The sequence below is a fragment of the Comamonas sp. 7D-2 genome (genome assembly GCF_022749555.1).
GTDB lineage: Bacteria > Pseudomonadota > Gammaproteobacteria > Burkholderiales > Burkholderiaceae_C > Comamonas > Comamonas thiooxydans.
In genome coordinates, this window is the sequence record NZ_CP094238.1 from 2,976,924 (window position 1) to 2,995,032 (window position 18,109).

General features: G+C 61.7%; 18 protein-coding genes. 16 read left to right on the forward strand and 2 right to left on the reverse strand.

What is annotated here, in order from left to right; all coding sequences use genetic code 11:
* Positions 1-3 precede the first annotated feature (3 nt).
* Positions 4-669 (forward strand): response regulator transcription factor, encoded by a 666-nt coding sequence (locus MPZ60_RS13670; protein ID WP_242882073.1) that lies wholly within the window; start codon positions 4-6, stop codon positions 667-669.
* Between the two features lie 3 nt (positions 670-672).
* A complete protein-coding gene (locus MPZ60_RS13675) occupies positions 673-2,085 on the forward strand; it encodes a HAMP domain-containing sensor histidine kinase (RefSeq protein ID WP_242882072.1) in 1,413 nt (470 codons plus the stop codon).
* Between the two features lie 13 nt (positions 2,086-2,098).
* On the opposite strand, the gene MPZ60_RS13680 is transcribed toward MPZ60_RS13675, so the two are convergent.
* Together MPZ60_RS13680 and MPZ60_RS13685 are read right to left on the reverse strand one after the other, a co-directional pair.
* The gene (locus tag MPZ60_RS13680) at positions 2,099-2,806 is read right to left on the reverse strand and encodes a VIT family protein (protein WP_242882071.1); all 708 of its coding nucleotides are present in this window, start codon (positions 2,804-2,806) and stop codon (positions 2,099-2,101) included.
* 41 nt (positions 2,807-2,847) lie between these two features.
* A complete protein-coding gene (locus tag MPZ60_RS13685) occupies positions 2,848-3,402 on the reverse strand; it encodes a cytochrome b (protein ID WP_242882070.1) in 555 nt (184 codons plus the stop codon).
* A 310-nt stretch (positions 3,403-3,712) separates the two neighbouring features.
* Here MPZ60_RS13685 and MPZ60_RS13690 point away from each other — a divergent pair, with 310 nt between their 5' ends.
* The 14 genes from MPZ60_RS13690 to MPZ60_RS13755 all read left to right on the forward strand — a co-directional run bounded on the left by MPZ60_RS13690 (position 3,713) and on the right by MPZ60_RS13755 (position 18,098).
* Positions 3,713-4,936 (forward strand): efflux RND transporter periplasmic adaptor subunit, encoded by a 1,224-nt coding sequence (locus MPZ60_RS13690; protein WP_370688575.1) that lies wholly within the window; start codon positions 3,713-3,715, stop codon positions 4,934-4,936.
* Between the two features lie 13 nt (positions 4,937-4,949).
* Positions 4,950-8,045 carry an efflux RND transporter permease subunit gene (locus MPZ60_RS13695; protein WP_242882068.1) on the forward strand — a complete coding sequence of 1,032 codons (3,096 nt, stop codon included), beginning with the start codon at positions 4,950-4,952 and terminating at the stop codon, positions 8,043-8,045.
* Entirely contained in the window at positions 8,042-8,362 is a 321-nt protein-coding gene (locus MPZ60_RS13700) for a DUF3240 family protein (RefSeq protein ID WP_003056157.1), read from the forward strand. The genes MPZ60_RS13695 and MPZ60_RS13700 overlap by 4 nt, the downstream gene beginning before the upstream one ends.
* Before the next feature lie 47 nt (positions 8,363-8,409).
* Positions 8,410-9,657, forward strand: coding sequence for a TolC family protein (locus tag MPZ60_RS13705; RefSeq protein ID WP_242882067.1), 1,248 nt, complete (start codon positions 8,410-8,412; stop codon positions 9,655-9,657).
* Positions 9,638-10,426 (forward strand): phosphatase PAP2 family protein, encoded by a 789-nt coding sequence (locus MPZ60_RS13710; protein ID WP_227472611.1) that lies wholly within the window; start codon positions 9,638-9,640, stop codon positions 10,424-10,426. The genes MPZ60_RS13705 and MPZ60_RS13710 overlap by 20 nt, the downstream gene beginning before the upstream one ends.
* Positions 10,427-10,452: 26 nt before the next feature.
* Positions 10,453-12,096: a phosphoethanolamine transferase gene (locus MPZ60_RS13715; protein ID WP_046984619.1), complete on the forward strand. Its 1,644-nt coding sequence runs from the start codon at positions 10,453-10,455 to the stop codon at positions 12,094-12,096.
* Between the two features lie 11 nt (positions 12,097-12,107).
* Positions 12,108-12,530: a diacylglycerol kinase gene (locus tag MPZ60_RS13720; protein ID WP_012204569.1), complete on the forward strand. Its 423-nt coding sequence runs from the start codon at positions 12,108-12,110 to the stop codon at positions 12,528-12,530.
* A gap of 42 nt (positions 12,531-12,572) precedes the next feature.
* Positions 12,573-13,487 carry a LysR family transcriptional regulator gene (locus MPZ60_RS13725; RefSeq protein WP_012204568.1) on the forward strand — a complete coding sequence of 305 codons (915 nt, stop codon included), beginning with the start codon at positions 12,573-12,575 and terminating at the stop codon, positions 13,485-13,487.
* Between the two features lie 25 nt (positions 13,488-13,512).
* Positions 13,513-13,740 (forward strand): EexN family lipoprotein, encoded by a 228-nt coding sequence (locus MPZ60_RS13730; protein ID WP_049405256.1) that lies wholly within the window; start codon positions 13,513-13,515, stop codon positions 13,738-13,740.
* Positions 13,741-13,956: 216 nt separating this feature from the next.
* Positions 13,957-15,963 carry a conjugal transfer protein TraG gene (locus MPZ60_RS13735; protein ID WP_242882066.1) on the forward strand — a complete coding sequence of 669 codons (2,007 nt, stop codon included), beginning with the start codon at positions 13,957-13,959 and terminating at the stop codon, positions 15,961-15,963.
* The gene (locus MPZ60_RS13740; protein WP_242882065.1) at positions 15,960-16,424 is read left to right on the forward strand and encodes a CopG family transcriptional regulator; all 465 of its coding nucleotides are present in this window, start codon (positions 15,960-15,962) and stop codon (positions 16,422-16,424) included. The genes MPZ60_RS13735 and MPZ60_RS13740 overlap by 4 nt, the downstream gene beginning before the upstream one ends.
* Entirely contained in the window at positions 16,421-17,455 is a 1,035-nt protein-coding gene (gene trbB, locus MPZ60_RS13745; RefSeq protein WP_242882064.1) for a P-type conjugative transfer ATPase TrbB, read from the forward strand. Before MPZ60_RS13740 ends, trbB begins: the two co-directional genes overlap by 4 nt.
* Positions 17,452-17,829, forward strand: coding sequence for a TrbC/VirB2 family protein (locus MPZ60_RS13750; protein ID WP_087080991.1), 378 nt, complete (start codon positions 17,452-17,454; stop codon positions 17,827-17,829). The genes trbB and MPZ60_RS13750 overlap by 4 nt, the downstream gene beginning before the upstream one ends.
* Entirely contained in the window at positions 17,826-18,098 is a 273-nt protein-coding gene (locus tag MPZ60_RS13755; protein ID WP_020230337.1) for a VirB3 family type IV secretion system protein, read from the forward strand. Before MPZ60_RS13750 ends, MPZ60_RS13755 begins: the two co-directional genes overlap by 4 nt.
* Positions 18,099-18,109: the final 11 nt, after the last annotated feature.

An 18,109-nucleotide genomic window follows, 5' to 3' on the forward strand; every position in this document is an offset into this window, starting at 1 on the left:
CACATGCGCGTATTGATCGTGGAAGACTCGCAAACGCTGGCCGAAGCCCTGAGCCAGAGCCTTCAGTCGGAAGGCTATGCCTGCGATACAGCAGCCGATGGCGTGTCCGCGCTGAAGTTTCTTGCCAGCTACCGGTACGACGCCATCATTCTGGACTTGATGCTGCCCCGGCTGGACGGCTTTGGCGTGTTGCGCGCATTGGGCCGGGAGGCCCATGCCGCACCGGTGTTGGTGCTCTCCGCGCGCGAACTGCTCGACGACCGGGTGCGGGCCTTGGATGCGGGTGCCGATGACTACCTGACAAAACCCTTCGAGCTAGCCGAACTGCTGGCTCGCCTGCGGGCGCTGGTGCGGCGTCCTCCGCAACGGGACGCTCCAGTTCTGCGCCACGGCGATCTGGAGGTCGATCCGCGCTCGCTCACCGCGAGGTTCAAGGGCATTGATATTGGGCTCACGCCGAAGGAATTCGGACTGCTCGACTTGCTGCTGCGTCGGCGCGGCGCCACGCTGTCACGCCCGCAGATTTTTGAACATTTGTACGACAGCCGCAGCAATGCTTCGGACAAGGTGGTAGAGGTGATCGTTAGCACCTTGCGAACCAAGCTTGCCCAGTGCGGCCTGGAGGAACTGATCGTGACACGCCGTGGCTTCGGCTACATCCTGCCCTAAACGATGGTACGTCCCGATTCCGAAGCCCTTTCTGATGCGAGTCAAGGCGGATCCTGGTCCTTGCAGCGGCGGCTGGCTGCCAGCCTGGTGATTTGCATTGGAGGAACCTTCGCGATCCTGTTTCCCGTCCTCGACTACTGGATTGACCACGAAATCTACCGACGGATGGATACCACCCTGATGCAACGATCAGCGGCGGTGGGGCGCGTGCTGCAGGAGTTGGATGCGAAAAAGCTCGAAAGCCTCATGCCGGAATATGAGCCTGGCGGGCATACCGAGTTCTTCACGGTCTTCGATTCGCAGACCCACCGGGCCTTGCTACGCTCTCCCAGCAGTGCAGGCGCCGAGCTATCGCTTGGCCCGGTGGAGCAAGGCACCCCGCGCTTTTACGACGTGACACTCCCGGATGGCCACGCGGGCCGCGCGCTGGCGACGCGCGTGTCGGTAACTGGAGAGAGGTCTCAGCTATTAGTCGTCGCAACAGAACGCCGGGATTGGGATCAAACCGAGCGGCGCATCCACTTTGCGCTCTTGGGCGGTATTGTGCTGGCAACGCTGCTAGCGACGGGCCTGGCGCTGCTCATGGTTCGGCACATCGTGGTCATGCTGGAGCGGGTCGGCGAGCAACTGGCCGATCTGCGTTCGGATCAGCCAATTGCGCGGATCGGAGCGGACTTTCCCCGCGAACTGCGTCCGTTTGCCGAAGCCTTCAATCAGGGCTTGCATCACCTGTATGCGGCCATTGTCCGCGAGCGCCGCTTCTCCCGCGACGTGGCCCACGAGTTGCGCACGCCTCTGGCGGAAATCCGCATCAGCGCAGAAAACGCTTTGATCGATGCCGACCCGACCCGAATCCAGCGCGCCCTGAATGCAATGATCCAGGCCAGTTCGCGCATGCAGCGCAGTGTGGACACTCTGCTGTTGTTGGCGCGGCTTGAATCCGGCCAACACACAATGGCGCTGGATCCTCTGGATCTGACAGCTTTGCTACAAGAGTTGCTGGCGGGACTCAACGTCCAGCAAATGACACCCAAGTCACCCATCCGCGTGACTTTGCCTGAATCGGCATGGGTGCAAAGTGATCAGGGCGTGATCGAACGCATCGTCTCCAACCTCTTGCGCAATGCCATTGAATACGCGCCCGAATGCGACGACATTCAATGTAGATTGGAGCGCGAGGCTTCCGGCTGGATGTTGACCATCGTCAACACAGCTCCCAATTTGCAGGCATCCGATCTGGAGCAATTCGGCCTTCGCTTCTGGCGTAAGGATTCCGAAGGTGGCACGGCGCACCACGCTGGGCTGGGACTTGCACTGGCCCTGGCGCTCGCGCATGCCATAGACCTACCGCTGGCGTTCTCACTGGACAATGGTCGGCTGTCCGCGCGGCTTGGCCCTTGGCCACCGCTGCTCTGACATTGACACAGATCTACACCGCGGTGCCGAACATGGCTCCCACGCCCGCTGTCACCGCCATGGCAAATGTGCCCCAGAACGCGACGCGCAGCGCACTTTTGAACAGCGGCGTACCACCCACGGCAGCAGCCGCAGCGCCGAGCAGGGCCAGGAAGACAATCGCCGTCGCGACGATCCAATAGAGCAGGCTCTGCTCCGGCGCCAACAGAACCACGGCCAGCGGCATGGCCGCACCAACGGCGAAGCTTCCAGCAGACGCCATGGCGGCTTGCAGCGGGCGAGCGCTCAAGGTTTCAGAGATGCCCAATTCATCGCGCGCGTGCGCGCCTAGCGCATCATGCACCATCAATTGCGTGGCGACCTGATCCGCGAGTCGATGATCCAAGCCACGCCGAACATAGATGGCCGTGAGTTCGCGATGTTCGGCTTCCGGCCTGTTCTTCAGTTCATCACGCTCCCGCGCCAGATCTGCCTTTTCCGTATCAGCTTGTGAATAGACCGATACGAACTCGCCTGCAGCCATGGACATGGCGCCGGCTACCAACCCCGCGATGGCCGTGGTCATGATGCTGGCATGGCTTGCATGGGCAGCAGCCACGCCTGCAACTAGGCTGGCCGTGGAAATGATGCCATCATTGGCACCCAGAACAGCGGCGCGCAGCCATCCGATATGTTCAGTGCGGTGACTTTCAGGGTGGGCGCGGTGGTGAAATTTGGTCATTGGAGATTTGAATTCATGTAAAGCAGCCTGAGGCCAGTAGGTCAGGGGCGTCGACCGGGAAGCATGCGAACCAGTGTGTTGTCACGCATAACGTAGTGGTGCAACAGCGCCGCCATCGCATGCAATCCGATCAAGACATAGCCCAATGTCGCCAGCGCCTCATGGACATCCTTGAGTTGGCGCGACAAAGCAACGTCGGTGCCGATCAGAGAGTGAATGGGCAAGCCAAACAGAACAATCGGCTTGCCCGCCGCACTCAAGGTGAGCCATCCGAGCAGCGGCATGGCGAGCATGAAGCTGTAGAGCGCATAGTGCATGACATCGGCGAGCGTGGCCTGCCAGCGTGGCATGGGTGGTTGGATCGATGGCTTCACGCCCGCCAGGATGCGCACCCCGATACGGATCACGACGATCACCAGAACGCTGAGGCCCAGCAGGTAGTGCAAGGACTTCATGGTGTCTCTCAAGGCGCTGCCCTTCGGTGCCAGACCGCGCAGCTCCATGCTCGCATAGACCGCGATGATGAGAAGCGCGGTCAGCCAATGCAGTCCTATGACCAAAGGACTGAAACGATATTCGGAATTCCTGACATTCATGGTGTATGGCTCCGAAGTTTGAGGTAGCAAAGACGCACCGCTGGCATATCAGAGCAAGTTACTGAAAAATCAGTTTATCGATTGTTTGCTGCTCAAAGCAGGCGTTTCGTCGAAATACATCGTACTGAGAAAATTTCGCTTTCTCCAAAGCTTTCTCAAAGCTTCACCGAAGAACATGAGCAGATCTTTTACAAGAGATCGACCACATGTTTCGCCTCATTAACCTCGCGCACCGCTTCATATGCGACGAATTTTCAATTCGCGCTGTGTGCTCTCTACTCTGCTCTACATCATTTGGGGCGGCACAAGCATGAGCTTCCCGACCTTGAAAGCGGCGGGCACCTCCAGCCGAACCAAGACCTTGGCTCTGTCCGCCGTCGGTGTGGCAGTTCTGGCTGCCGTAGGGTACGGCTGGTGGGCTTGGGCAACGCAGCAGACAACCGTAGCCGATAAAGACGCTAGCGAAGCTGTCGCCCAACCGAACGCTGGCGGCGTTTACCTCAATGCCACTCAGCTTCGCGCGCAGGGTGTGGAAACCGCACTCGTCAAAGATGCTGCAGTGATACCGCTGGATAGCTTACCAGCGCAGACGGTGGCACCACTCTCGGCTAGCGCGCAGGTCGTGGCGCCATATGGCGGTGTGGTGACGCGCGTTCTGGTCGATGAAGGCGCCGCAGTGCGCCAAGGACATGCACTGGCGCGCATCCAGAGCAAGGACGTTCTGGCGTCTCAGGCTGATCTGGCGCGTGCCCGCACCGAAGCGGCGGTGGCTACGGCGCAGGCCCGGCGCGATGCCACGCTCTTGGCCGAGGGCATCATCCCAGCCACGCGCAACGAGCAAACCCAGGCGCGCGCGGCGGCTGCGCAAAGTACGTTGCAAGAGGCCAATGGCGCCCTCGCACGGCTTCGACCCGTTAGCGGCGGGCAGGCAGGCGAGTATGAATTGCTGGCGCCTTTGTCCGGGCGGGTGATGCGTCGTCACCTGAGCCTCGGGCAGGCGGTCGCGCCGCTCGACATCGCCTTCATAGTGGCTCAGCCTGGCCCGCTGGATGTCAGCGTCGCGGTTCCGCTGCGCTGGCGCTCGGATCTCCACCCAGGCTTGGAAATGCGTCTTCCCGATGGCACGATCGCTCGCGTGACGGCTGTTGGTGGCGACACTGATCTCAGTAGTCAGAGCCTGCGGGTACGTGCCCGCGTCGATGCAGATCAGGCAGGGGCAGACCGCTATGCGGCCGGGCAGCAGATCAGTGTCGCGCTGTTGCTGCCAGCACCGCAGGGCACCTTGAGCGTGCCATCGTCCGCACTGCTGCCAGCGGGCAGCGCCCACGTGGTCTACGTTGCTGAGCCGTCATCGCAAGACAAGCACGGCGACCTACGCGTCCGCGCTGTTCCGGTGCGACTGCTGGGGCAAGACGAATCAGAGGCGTCAAGCGCCGTGCGTGCCGTCTCGCCAGACACTGCGCCGCTTGCGGCAGGCATGCAGGTCGTCGTGCGCGGTACGGCACTGCTTAAATCCATGATTCCATTGCAATGAGGGGCGACCACGCATGTTGTCCCGTCTGATTGAATTTTCCCTGCGCCAACGTGCGCTGGTACTGCTTGGCGTGCTGGCTTTGGCGGGTGCGGGCCTGGTGGCCTTCCTGCAACTGCCGATCGACGCCTATCCGGATATTTCCCCCACGCAGGTCAAGCTGATTATCAAGGCCCCTGGCATGACGCCTGAGGAGGTGGAGTCGCGCGTGATCACGCCGCTGGAGATGGAGTTGCTCGGCGTGCCCCGGGGCGTGATGCTGCGCTCCACGGCCAAGTACGCCATCGCCGACATCACGGTGGACTTCGCCGAAGGCAGCGACATCTACTGGGCGCGTCAGCAGGTGGCTGAACGCTATGCCGGCGTTTCGGGCAGTCTGCCCGAAGGCGTCAGCGGCGGGCTGGCGCCGATTTCGACACCGCTGTCGGACGTGTTCATGTTCACCATCGAAGGCGGTGGCCTCACGTTGAGCGAGCGCCGCGCCCTACTGGACTGGACGCTGCGCCCGGCCCTGCGCACGCTGCCCGGTGTTGCTGATGTCAACGTGCTGGGTGGAGAAGCCAAGAGCTTTGCTGTGGTGCCGGATCGCGCACGGCTTTCCGCTGCGGGCCTCAGCTTCTCTGATGTCATCACGGCGATCGGCCGCAACAACCGCAATGACGGTGCGGGCCGCCTGGATGCAGGCGAAGACACGCTGATCGTGCGCGCCGAAGGCGCGATCCACACTTTGGACGATTTATCCCGTCTGATCCTGCGCGCGGGGGCCAATGGTACGGCCCCAGTTCGCCTGGGCGACGTGGCCCAGGTGCGCATCGAAGGCGTGACGCGATATGGCGCCGTCACCCGGGACGGCGCGGGCGAAGCGGTGGAAGGCATCGTGGTGGCGCTGCGCGGGGCCGATGCCTCGGCGCTGGTCAAAGCCATTCGAGCCCGGCTGGACGAGGTGACTCCCAGCCTGCCGCCCGGCGTCAAGGTGGTGCCGTTCTATGACCGCAGCACGCTGATCGAGCGCGCCGTGGGCACGGTGGAAAGCGCCTTGCTGGAAGCGACGGTACTGGTCGTTATCCTGCTGCTTCTGTTCCTCGGCGAGCTTCGCGCCGCGCTGGTTGTGGCGGTGATGGTGCCTTTGGCGGCACTGGGCACCTTCTTGCTGATGCGTCTGGTCGGCATGAGCGCCAACCTGATGAGCTTGGGGGGCCTCGCGATCGCCATCGGCATGCTGGTGGACGCTGCCGTAGTGGTGGTGGAAAACGCCGTCAGTCGGCTCGACCCGCACGCGCCCAGTGCGCACCAGCCGCGCCTGCACCGCATATTCGCCGCGGCGCGCGAGGTCGCCATGCCTGTGGCCTCGGGCATCCTCATCATCTGTCTGACCTTCATGCCCCTGCTCACTCTGCAAGGGTTGGAAGGCAAACTGTTTGTGCCGGTGGCGCTGACCATCGTATTCGCCCTGGGCGTCTCGCTGCTGCTGTCGCTCACGCTGGTGCCGGTGCTGGCCTCGCTGCTGCTCAAGGAACACGCTCACACCGAGCCGTGGGTGATGCGCTGGGCCACGCGCCTGTACCAACCGCTGCTGGAGGCTGCGCTTCACCACCCGCTACGCGCATCGGCGGTCGCCATCGCGGCCCTGGCATTGGGTGTGGTGGCCTACCTCGGCACGGGCAAGGCGTTCATGCCGACGATGGACGAGGGCGATATCCTGCTGCAACTGCAAAAGCCGCCGTCCATCGGGTTGCAGCGCTCGCTGGAGATTGACCTGGCAGTGCAGAAGGCCATCGGTGCGGCGGTGCCCGAGGTGCGGCACAGCATCGGGCGGGTGGGCTCCGACGAGCTGGGGCTCGACCCGATGGGCCTGAACGAAACCGACCTGTTCATGCAGCTCGCACCGCGCAAGGATTGGCATGCAGCCGACAAGGACGCGTTGAGTGCCGAGATACGCAAGGTGATGGATGCCTTCCCCGGCCTGGAATTCGGCTTTACCCAGCCCATCGAGATGCGCATCTCGGAAATGCTCACCGGCAGCCGGGGCGACGTGGCCGTCAAGCTATTCGGCCCTGATCTGCAAACGCTGGGCGATCTGGCGCAGCGCATGGCCGCTCGCATCGAGAAAGTGCCCGGTGCGCGCGACGTGCTCACCCAGGCCAGCGACAGCGTGGAATACCTGCAGGTGAAGGTGGATGCGCAGGCGGCGGGGCGCGCCGGACTGGCCGTGACGCAGGTTCAGGACGAGCTGCGCGCGCAGCTCGAAGGCGTGCCGGCCGGGCTGGTGATCGAGCCGGACAGGCGCACGCCCATCGTGGTGCGCGGGGATGCCCGGCTGCGCGGATCGGCTGAGCGGTTCAAGGACTTGCAGCTCGCCCGTGGCGATCAGGGCGAAATCCCCTTGACCTCGCTGGCGCGCATCGCCACCACTGATGGCCCCGTGCTGGTGCGGCGCGAGAACGGCTCGCGCTTCGCGCTGATCCAGTCCAGCGTGAGTGGGCGCGATCTGGTCGGCTTCGTGGATGAAGCGCGCGCCGCCGTGGTGCGCGACGTGCCGCTGCCGCCCGGCTACCGCGTCGAATGGGGTGGGCAGTTCGAGAACCAGCAACGCGCAGCGGCCCGCCTTGGCATGGTGGTGCCGGTGGCCCTGGGACTGATTTTCTTCGTGCTGTTCATGACCTTCGGCTCGGTGCGGCAGGCCGCGCTCATCCTCGGCAACGTGCCGTTTGCCATGGTCGGCGGCGTGGCGGCGCTGTGGCTGTCGGGGCAGTACCTGTCGGTGCCTGCTTCGGTCGGCTTCATCGCGCTGCTGGGCATCGCCGTGCTCAACGGATTGGTGCTGATGACGCACTTCAACCACCTGCACGCGCTAGGCCTGCCCATGGAACAGGTGGTGCGCGAAGGTTCGCTGCGACGGTTGCGCCCCGTGCTGATGACGGCTTCCATCACCGCCTTTGGCCTAGTGCCCCTGCTGCTGGCCAGTGGCCCTGGCTCTGAGATCCAGCGCCCACTCGCCATCGTGGTGATTGGCGGACTGGTCAGTTCCACTGCGCTGACCCTGGTCCTGCTGCCGGTGCTGTACCGGCGATTCGGCCAGGCCATCTCCTCACAACAAGGAGTCCACGCATGAACGGATTGAAAGAAGCGCAACTGGTGCGGCTGAATCTGGTGTTTCCACCCACGCTCGAAGACGCCGTCACCGATGCCCTGATGGCCGACCCGGTGCTGCCAGGGTTCACCCTGTTGCACGCCGAAGGGCATACCGGCGACTTCGCGCGCGCGTCCATTCGCGAGAAGGTTCGCGGCCGTGTGGATCGGCGCGTCATTTGGGTGTTGATCGAATATGAACAACTGGAACAGGTCCTGGCGCATCTGCGCCAGCGCATCGCGTCTAGCGATGTCCGCTGGTGGGTGGAGTCGGTGTTGGCAAGTGGAAGACTGGTATGACGAGTAAAAACAAAGGATGCAGCCTGGTACTACCGACTGGTGCCGTCATGGTGGCTATCGCGGCTTTGACATTTCATCCCGCACAAGCGCGCGCCGATGATCTTTCGTGGCTGCCTGCGCAGGCGCAAGTCGAAGCGGCGATGAAAATCCAGCCGGTCGTGAATGCCGCAGCCGCTCGCTTGGACGCGGCGGCCGCCACGCAAAGCGCCCTTGAAGCCGGTAGCCACGAATTTGAACTCAGTAGTGGCCTACAACGTCGCAACGTGACCAACGAAGCGCGTCGCTACAACGAATGGGAAATCCAGCTCAGCCGTGCTGTTCGCTTGCCAAACAAGGCGCGTATAGATCGGGACATCGGCAGCCGCACCCGTAGGGTGGCCGATATGCGCCTTGAAGATGCCGAGCACCAAATGGCAAGGCGACTGTTGGAAGTCTGGGCCGGATGGCTGCGCAGTTTCGTCGTAGCCGACGAGATGCAAGCTCAGGAAAAGTTGCTTAGACGTGAGCAGGAAGCAATGGCCCGCCGCGTGGCCCTGGGCGATGCAGCGCAGCGGGACAGCGACGTTCTGCAAGCCGAACGCGCGATGCTTGCAGCCCAGGTTAGCGCTGCGCGCGACGCAGAACGGGCAGCACGACAAACGATGGTGATCGAGTTCCCGGGCATTGAGATTCCCGCGCGGCCATCCACGCTGCCAGATCCCGATCCTTTGCCGGGCGGGGTACAGGAGTGGCTGGCGCGAATTGTGCGACAAAGCGTCGAAATCGGCATTGCCGATGGAGAGGCAGCGCGCCTTGCCAAGGTGGCCGAGCGAGCTCGCGCCAACCGCACGCCCGACCCCACAGTCGGGGTACGGATGATGTCTGAACGCGGTGGGACGGAACGTGTCATTGGCGTTGTCCTGACGGTGCCATTTGGCACTGACTATCGCAGTGCAATGGCTGCCACGGAAAGCGCCAACGCAGCTGCCGCAGAGGCAGAGGCGCTCGGCGTGCGGCGCGCGGTGGAGCAAAGTGCGTGGGTAGCCGCGCAGGCAGCTGAAAGTAAGCGCACGCAGTGGCAGTCATTCGCGCAGGCGCTGGCCGCGCAGACCACGGCCAGCAACCGCACGCGGCGAGCTTGGGAACTGGGAGAGGCCCCCTTGGCCGAATACCTCTTGACGTTGCGAAACCTGCGCCAGACACGCCTCGGTGAGGCACAGGCTCGCATCGATGCGCTGCAAGCGTCAGCACTGGTGCGTATCGATGCGCATGCGCTGTGGCATTCGAAGGGGGCACATGCCGATGCCCCTCAATGAATCCCGACTACTGGGCAACGCCCCACTATCCAACGCACCATTCGCACCTCGATTCTTAATCACTCATTTAGCGCTACCAGCGGGTGCGGCGCTGATCATCAGCAGTCTATTGATGGATGGCGGTGGGGACTTCTGGGTCGCCGATCATCTCTATCGCTTGCAGGGCAGCCGATGGGCTTTGCGGGATGCCTGGCTAACCAGCAACCTGCTGCATCGTGGTGGGAAGAATCTTTCCACCTTCCTGGCAATTGCGGTTGCAGCAACGTGCATCTGGGCTTGGAGAAAAAAACGTAGCAACAAATGCTCGGCATACCTACGCTGGCCGCTACTGTATCTTTTTTGTGCGTACTTGATCGGGGCACTGACGGTTTCGGCGCTGAAATCGTTCACTAACATGGATTGCCCCTGGAACTTGGTGCGCTATGGCGGAGCGCGAGTGTTTGTGGGCCTGTTTGAAACACGCCCGCCCGGTATGCCGCGCGGTGTGTGCTTTCCCGCAGGGCATGCAAGTGCCGGATATGCATGGGTCAGCCTATATTTCTTTACCTTGATGGTTCGTCCTGCCTGGCGTTGGATGGCCTTGGCTGCAAGTTTGATGATAGGTGCCATCTTTGGATGGACCCAGCAGGTGCGCGGAGCCCACTTCCTTTCCCATGACTTGTGGACGCTCCTGATTTGTTGGGTCGTTGCCTTGGGTCTTTTCATGGTCTGGCAACGCTGGTTTGTTGATGGCTCAGGCGATGTCTATTCATCGGGGTTCCAAGCATGAGAACTTTCAAACAGGCTCTCGGTCTGATGCCGCGATTCAGAACTGCAAACCTCAAGGACCTAAGCCATTGGCGACCACAATGCAGCGTCGAGTGGCTGATCTTGATGACCAGTATTTTCTTTGCACTAGCCTGCAATGGTCTATTTTGGAGTAGCGCCTTAGGCGTCCAGTCCAGCTTACGCATGGGTACATCCGTACTGCTGTTTCTGGTGGGAATTCACAGTCTGCTGTTGAGTTTGGTTGTGTGGCGCTGGAATGCCAAGGTTTTACTTGCGGTGCTTTTTGTTGCCTCTGCCCTCGCAACACATTACATGCGCAGCTTTCATATCTACCTCGATTCGAGCATGTTGCGCAATGTTCTAGCCACAGACTTCAAGGAAAGTCGCGAGCTACTGACGCCTGCATTGATTGCTCCACTAAGCCTACTGGCAGTAGTTCCGATTATTTTTCTTTGGCGAATCCGATTGCTCGGGCGTACTTGGCTGAAAGCAACCGTGTGGCGTATGGGATTGATGCTGTTTTCGACACTGATGATTTCGGGCGGTGTCATGCTGTCATTTCAGGACATGTCCGCACTGATGAGAAATCATCGCGAAGTGCGATACTTGATTACACCGGGAAACTATCTGGTGGGTTTGCCGAAGGCACTGACAGGTTCCTCTATCACGCAGTCCGCCGAAAAAATACCCATTGGAGCTGATGCCGTTGCAACAGTCAGGCCCGAAGGCAGTCGGCCACGTTTATTAGTCTTTGTCGTAGGCGAGACGGCTCGCGCCCAAAACTGGGGATTGAACGGCTATGCACGCGAAACAACGCCTCAATTGACTCAGATGGGTGTGATCAATTTCTCCGACATGCACTCCTGTGGAACTAATACCGAGGTTTCTGTGCCTTGCATGTTCTCGTCCTTTGGTCGCCGAAACTACGATGAAGACAAGATTCGCTCACACCAATCCTTACTGCATGTTCTGGAGCGCGCCGGTATTACCACCTTATGGAGAGATAACCAGTCAGGTTGCAAAGGGGTGTGCGATGGTCTCGAATATCAAAGCCTAGGGAATGCACAAAGTTCCTCTTTATGCGTTGATGGTCGGTGTTTCGATGAGATTTTGCTTGAAGACTTACCAGCTCAGGCTCGCAAAAATCCCGGTGATCGTGTGATTTTTTTGCACCAGCTTGGAAATCATGGCCCCAGCTACTTTCAACGATACCCAGCAGCGTATCGAAAATTCATCCCAACATGCGACACACCGGAAATGGGGAAATGCACCCGCGAACAGATTGTGAATAGCTACGACAACGCTATTCTCTACACAGATCATTTCCTAACCCAAGTCATTAAAAAATTGCAGGGCCTTTCCGACTACGACACAGCTATGATATTCGTCTCGGATCACGGCGAATCCCTGGGCGAGAAGGGACTTTTTCTGCACGGCATGCCTTATGCGATTGCTCCACAAGAGCAGACTCGTGTTCCTTTGGTTATGTGGTTCTCTTCAACGTTTACTCAAAGTCGAGGGCTGAATATTGGCTGTTTGAGTGAGCGAGCCCGCTCTTATGCGAATCACGACGCATTGTTTTCGTCTGTCTTGGGGCTAATGCAGGTTAAAACAAGTGAGTACGATAGGAATTTCGATTTTTTCTTTGGCTGTGATGATAAGAATATATAAGAGTTGTTCTCATGAAAGATAAAAAACACACAATCGCAGCTGATTCCATGTCCGCATTCGAAAATAAACAAAAATCTCGCCGAGGAATATTGAGAATTTGGCATGCGTCCCATTACTCAATTCAGGGATTGCGCGCTGGATGGAATGAGCCGGCCTTTAGACTTGAGTCAGTATTTTCCTTTGTATTGGTCCCATTGGCCTTCTGGTTGGGGCAGGGATGGGTCGAAGTCGCTCTTCTCTCAGGAAGTATCCTTATTTTGATGATTGTGGAGCTACTCAATACTGCTGTGGAATCGGCGATTGATCGTATTGGCCCTCAATGGCATGAGCTATCAAAGCGTGCAAAGGACATGGGAAGCGCTGCCGTGCTGTTAGCCACTTTGCTGACTGGGGGGGTTTGGCTGTCAGCACTCTGGCAAAGGCTGATTAATTAGCCGCGCAAATGAAATTAGACGAATTAAAGTGGAGTGAGCACAATGGAGCTTCGACATCTTCGCTGCTTTCTCATCGTTGCGGAGGAACTTCATTTCGCTCGCGCCGCTGAACGACTACATATCGACCAATCTCCACTTTCACGCACTATCAAAGAATTAGAAGAGGAACTTGGTGCTCGTTTATTCATTCGTACTACCCGAAGCACTCAACTAACCCGTGCCGGGCGACAGCTTTTGGAGCATGTCCCGCGCATTTTTACCGCATTGGATCAGGCCCGTGATGGCGTCAAGTCGGCCACCAACGGATTTTTAGGCCAGTTACGCATTGCCTTGTCTGATGGTGTAACACCCACACGATTGTCAACTTTGCTGGCGCGATGCCGTGAAGAGGACCCTGAAGTTGAGATGCGTCTGTTTGAGGTGCCGCTCGGGCTGCAGATCAAGGGTTTGCATGAAGATCTGTATGACGTAGGTTTTTCGATGGCAGAGGATGGAGGCGATGGTATCTTGGTCACACCTGCTTGGGAAGATGAACTGATGGTAGCGGTGCCAGCCCGCCATCCCGTGCTCGCCTTCAAACAGGTTCCGCTGAAAGAAGTGCTGCGCTATCCGTTGGCACTGGGCGACCCGGCGGTCTGCGAAGGCCACGCGCGGCAGATCGATCGTTTTCTGCGCAAGCTCGATCAGGAGCCGCTGATTGCGCAGCGCGTGGCAACCTTCGACGTGATGATGACGCTGGTTTCCGCTGGCCTGGCTTTGGGCCTAGCGGGCGAGGCGCATATCGCCTCCAGCCGCGAGCCGGGTGTCGTGGCCCGCCGCTTGGCAGGCAAGCCATACATGCTTACGACCTATCTGCTACGCCGCGATGCGGAGCCGTCCGAGATGCTGGCTCGGTTCATCGAGCGTGTGGCCTTCATTGATTCGGCAGACGGTATCGACGCTGCCGACGATGCCTGAACCATCCGACGAAAGGACTGGAATCATGAACAGAGTGATGCTACTGATGCTGACCGTCGCACTGACCGCATGTGGCTCGTCTCAACCTTCGGAAACCGTGGATTTCCTCGCGGCGCATCCCGAGCGCATCAAGGAGATTCAACGGCAATGCAAGGAGGATCGTGCGAAGGTCGGCGATGAACTTTGCCGCCGTGCGGCCGAAGCCGCCAATCGCCGCTTCTTCGGTGATCGACCTGAGCAGAAATCCAAATAACCTTGTTGTAGTCGCTTCGTAGCGACAAAGTTCTCGCCGTGACCTCGTCACGCCGCAACGTGCTCGCGCACGCTGCGTTCTTATGGCTTTCGACCCTGCAAGAAATCTGGCTTTTTCGGCCTAAATCACAGCCATAACGGCCTTTGACCGGCCTGTACGCACGCCTTGATCCTCAGTGCTGCGGCACCTCCGTGTGCCGTGATCGGAGGCGAGGTTATGCAAGGGACGAACGTGCTGTTCGGTCAGATCGCCGTGGTATTCGGCATCGTGATCGCCGGTGTGTGGAGCGCCACACAATGGACGGCAGCGGCCCTGGGCTATCAACTACGCCTTGGCTCGCCGTGGTTCGATTTTCTAGGCACGCCGGTCTATCACCCGTGGCGACTGTTCGAGTGGTGGTTCTTCTTCGATGCCTACGCGCCCCGCGTGTTCGACATCGGCGGCGCTATTGCGGGCGGCAGTGGTCTCGTCGCCGTGCTGGTGGCGATTGGCATGTCGATCTGGCGCTCGCGGCAATCGCGCCTGGTCACGACTTACGGCTCGGCCCGCTGGGCGAACGCGGATGACATTCGCAAGGCGGGACTCACGCAGCCGGCCGGCGTGTTCCTCGGCCAGCACGACCGTCAGTACCTGCGGCATGAAGGGCCGGAACACGTCCTGACCTTCGCACCCACGCGCAGCGGTAAAGGCGTTGGCCTGGTGGTGCCGACGCTGCTGTCCTGGCCGGCCTCGGCCGTCATCCACGACATCAAGGGCGAGAACTGGCAGATCACCGCAGGCTGGCGCAGTCGGTTCAGCCACTGCCTGCTGTTCAACCCGACCGATGCGAAGTCGGCGGCCTACAACCCGCTGCTGGAGGTGCGGCGCGGCGCGCATGAAGTGCGCGACGTGCAGAACATCGCGGACATTCTGGTCGATCCCGAAGGCGCGCTGGAGCGGCGCAACCATTGGGAAAAGACCTCGCACGCACTGCTGGTCGGGGCCATTCTGCATGTGCTCTACGCGGGTGCAGACAAGACGCTGCGCGGCGTCGCCAACTTCCTCAGCGACCCGGCCAGCCCGTTCGAGCTGACCTTGCATCGGATGATGACCACGCCGCATCTCGGCGATGGACCACATCCCGTGGTGGCATCCGCCGCACGCGAAGTCCTCAACAAGAGCGACAACGAACGCTCCGGCGTGTTGAGCACCGCCATGTCGTTCCTCGGCCTGTACCGTGATCCCACAGTGGCCGAAGTCACGTCGCGTTGCGATTGGCGCATCGCCGACCTGATCGCGGCCGAGCATCCGGTGTCGCTGTACCTCGTGGTGCCGCCTTCGGATATTTCGCGGACGAAGCCGCTGATCCGCCTGATCCTCAATCAGATCGGGCGGCGGCTGACGGAATCGCTCGATGGCTCCGACGGCATCGCGCGCCGCCACAAGCTGCTGCTGATGCTCGACGAGTTCCCGGCGCTTGGGCGCCTGGACTTCTTCGAGACGGCCTTGGCCTTCATGGCGGGCTATGGCATCCGCAGCTTCCTCATCGCCCAAAGCCTGAACCAGATCGACAAGGCGTATGGGCAGAACCATTCGATCCTCGACAACTGCCATGTGCGCGTGACGTTCGCCACGAACGACGAGCGCACCGCCAAACGGATTTCCGAGACGCTGGGTACGGCCACCGAGCTGCGCGCCCAGCGCAACTACGCGGGCCACCGGCTCGCGCCGTGGCTCGGCCACCTGATGGTGTCGCGCCAGGAAACCGCACGTCCGCTGCTGACGCCGGGCGAGGTGATGCAACTCCCGCCTGACGAGGCGGTGGTGATGGTGTCCAGCGTCGCGCCGATCAAGGCCAAGAAGCTGCGCTACTACGCGGACGCTAATTTCAAGCGCCGCGTGCTGTCGCCGCCTGTGCTCGCCGTCGGCTGCTATGCCGACGTGCCGCCCTCGCGTCCCGACGACTGGAGCGGGCTGGCGATTCCCTCCGTTCCAGCCGCGCCGGCCACGGCACCCGCTGATGGCTTGGAGAACCTGGGTTCGACCGACGACGGCGGCCCGCGCCGTCAGCCCGAACTCTCCGAAACCGTTGTCTACGACCCCGACCTGGCAGCGCCTGCAGCCGACCTCGGGCTGCTCGATGACGACGACATGCCGCTTCCCCTCCCGCGCCAGCTCGACCCGGCCCTGCAGCGCACGGCCCGGCTGGCATCCCTCGACCCTGACGACGGAATCGCGCTATGAGCCAGCACCGCTTGAATCTCTTCATCCAGCCCGAGCACGCCAAGCGGCTTGACGAGTTGGCCGCCACCAAAGGCGTGTCCAAGTCCAGCATTGTTGCGGCGGCGCTCGCATCCTGGCTGTCGCCCGACGCGGGCGATCAGCGCGAAGCGGCCATCGCCAAGCGGCTGGATCGCCTGTCGCGCCATGCCGAACGCCTGGAGCGCGACCAGAACATCCAGATCGAAACGCTGGCGCTGTTCATCCGCTACTTCCTCACGGTCAGCACGCCAGTTCCCGAGGCGCACCAAGACGCGGCGCGTGCCCAGGGCAAGGCGCGGTTCGAGCAGTTCGTGGAGCAGTTGGGCCGTCACCTGCTGCGCGGGCGCAGCCTGGTGCGCGACGTGGTGGAGGAACTGCACCCCGACCCGATACGGATGGATGACGCGGCGGCAGTTGCCGAAGCGCAGGAGCGTGCCTCATGAGCGCCGCGCCTTCGTCCTTCGCCACCTCGCTCGACCGCCGCATCCAGATGCTGCGCACGGCGATGGGGCCGCTGATCGCCGCCGCGCTCGAAGACCCGGACGTGGTGGAAGTGATGCTTAACCCCGACCGCACCCTTTGGGTGGATCGGCTGTCCTCGGGCCGCGCGCCGATGGGCGTGGAGCTGCCCGAGGACGATGGCGAACGCATCATCCGCCTTGTGGCCGCCCACGTCGGCGCGGAAGTGCATCGCGGCCAGCCGTTGCTGTCGGCCGAGCTGCCCGAAACCGGCGAACGCTTCGAGGGCATCTTGCCGCCGGCAGCGCCGGGGCCGGCCTTCGCGCTGCGCAAGCGCGCCATCGGCGTGATTCCGCTGGAGCGGTACGTCATCGACGGAATGATGACCAGCGCGCAGGCGGGCTTTCTCGTTCGCGCCGTGCGCGAGCGGCAGAACATCCTGATCGCCGGGGCCACCAGCAGCGGCAAGACCACGCTCGCCAATGCGCTACTGGCCGAGATCGCAGCCACCGGCGACCGCGTGCTGGTGCTCGAAGACACGGTGGAGCTGCAATGCGCGGCCCGCGACCACGTACCGCTGCGCACGCGCGCAGGCGTCGTATCTATGACCGACCTGGTGCGCTCGTCCATGCGCTTGCGCCCGGATCGCGTCGTGGTCGGCGAGGTGCGCGGCGCCGAGGCGCTGGATCTCATCAAGGTCTGGGGCACCGGCCATCCGGGTGGCATCGCCACCGTACACGCCGGCTCCGCGCTGGGCGCGCTGCTGCGCCTGGAGCAACTGATTCTCGAAGTGGCGGTGAACCCGCCCCGTGCGCTGATCGCGGAAGCGGTCAACGTGGTCATCCACATCGCCGGGCGCGGACGCAAGCGCCGCATCGAGAGCATCGCCCGCGTCGTCGGTTTCGACGGCGTGGGCTACCAACTGGCGGACGCGCTGGAAGCGCCGTTTCCCGAGCTGCTGCCGCAGTCCGACCTTTCCTCCCTGTCCCCTGACCACTCTGGAGAACTTCCATGACGCACGTTGATGCTTTCCGTATTTCCGTAAATCCGCTTGCCCGGCCCGCGCGCCTGGACGGTCTGGCTCGCCCGGCCATGCAAGGCTTGATGCTCGCTGCCTTCATGTTGCTGCTTGCGGGCACCGCGCAGGCTGCGGGTTCCTCGATGCCGTGGGAAGGCCCGCTGCAATCCATCCTCGAATCCATCCAGGGGCCGGTGGCGCGCATCGTCGCGGTCATCATCATCATCGCCACGGGCCTCGCGCTCGCGTTCGGCGACACGTCGGGCGGCTTCCGCAAGCTGATCCAGATCGTGTTCGGCTTGAGCATCGCCTTCGCCGCGTCCTCGTTCTTCCTGTCGTTCTTCAGCTTCTCGGGCGGGGCCGTCGTATGAGTGCCCCGGACACCTTCGCGGCCGGGTTCGAGGTGCCGCTGCATCGCTCGCTCACCGAGCCGATCCTGCTGGGCGGCGCACCGCGCACCGTGGCGATCGCCAACGGCACCTTGGCCGCCGCTGTCGGGCTGGGCCTGCAACTGTGGATTCCCGGTGTCGTGCTCTGGATCGTCGGCCATTCGCTGGCGATGTGGGGCGCGCGCGTCGATCCGCAGTTCATGGCCGTGTTCGCGCGGCACATCAAGCACCGCCCGCTGCTGGACGTGTAGGGGAGGACGCC

Bases quoted from the DNA above. Each gene is read 5' to 3' on its own strand.
- MPZ60_RS13750 (WP_087080991.1), top strand. From the start codon at position 17,452: ATGACGCACGTTGATGCTTTCCGTATTTCCGTAAATCCGCTTGCCCGG.
- MPZ60_RS13705 (WP_242882067.1), top strand. From the start codon at position 8,410: ATGGTGGCTATCGCGGCTTTGACATTTCATCCCGCACAAGCGCGCGCC.
- MPZ60_RS13715 (WP_046984619.1), top strand. From the start codon at position 10,453: ATGCCGCGATTCAGAACTGCAAACCTCAAGGACCTAAGCCATTGGCGA.
- MPZ60_RS13730 (WP_049405256.1), top strand. From the start codon at position 13,513: ATGAACAGAGTGATGCTACTGATGCTGACCGTCGCACTGACCGCATGT.
- MPZ60_RS13690 (WP_370688575.1), top strand. From the start codon at position 3,713: ATGAGCTTCCCGACCTTGAAAGCGGCGGGCACCTCCAGCCGAACCAAG.
- MPZ60_RS13700 (WP_003056157.1), top strand. From the start codon at position 8,042: ATGAACGGATTGAAAGAAGCGCAACTGGTGCGGCTGAATCTGGTGTTT.
- MPZ60_RS13680 (WP_242882071.1), bottom strand. From the start codon at position 2,806: ATGACCAAATTTCACCACCGCGCCCACCCTGAAAGTCACCGCACTGAA.
- MPZ60_RS13695 (WP_242882068.1), top strand. From the start codon at position 4,950: ATGTTGTCCCGTCTGATTGAATTTTCCCTGCGCCAACGTGCGCTGGTA.
- MPZ60_RS13735 (WP_242882066.1), top strand. From the start codon at position 13,957: ATGCAAGGGACGAACGTGCTGTTCGGTCAGATCGCCGTGGTATTCGGC.
- trbB (WP_242882064.1), top strand. From the start codon at position 16,421: ATGAGCGCCGCGCCTTCGTCCTTCGCCACCTCGCTCGACCGCCGCATC.
- MPZ60_RS13755 (WP_020230337.1), top strand. From the start codon at position 17,826: ATGAGTGCCCCGGACACCTTCGCGGCCGGGTTCGAGGTGCCGCTGCAT.
- MPZ60_RS13740 (WP_242882065.1), top strand. From the start codon at position 15,960: ATGAGCCAGCACCGCTTGAATCTCTTCATCCAGCCCGAGCACGCCAAG.
- MPZ60_RS13720 (WP_012204569.1), top strand. From the start codon at position 12,108: ATGAAAGATAAAAAACACACAATCGCAGCTGATTCCATGTCCGCATTC.
- MPZ60_RS13670 (WP_242882073.1), top strand. From the start codon at position 4: ATGCGCGTATTGATCGTGGAAGACTCGCAAACGCTGGCCGAAGCCCTG.
- MPZ60_RS13685 (WP_242882070.1), bottom strand. From the start codon at position 3,402: ATGAATGTCAGGAATTCCGAATATCGTTTCAGTCCTTTGGTCATAGGA.
- MPZ60_RS13675 (WP_242882072.1), top strand. From the start codon at position 673: ATGGTACGTCCCGATTCCGAAGCCCTTTCTGATGCGAGTCAAGGCGGA.
- MPZ60_RS13725 (WP_012204568.1), top strand. From the start codon at position 12,573: ATGGAGCTTCGACATCTTCGCTGCTTTCTCATCGTTGCGGAGGAACTT.
- MPZ60_RS13710 (WP_227472611.1), top strand. From the start codon at position 9,638: ATGCCGATGCCCCTCAATGAATCCCGACTACTGGGCAACGCCCCACTA.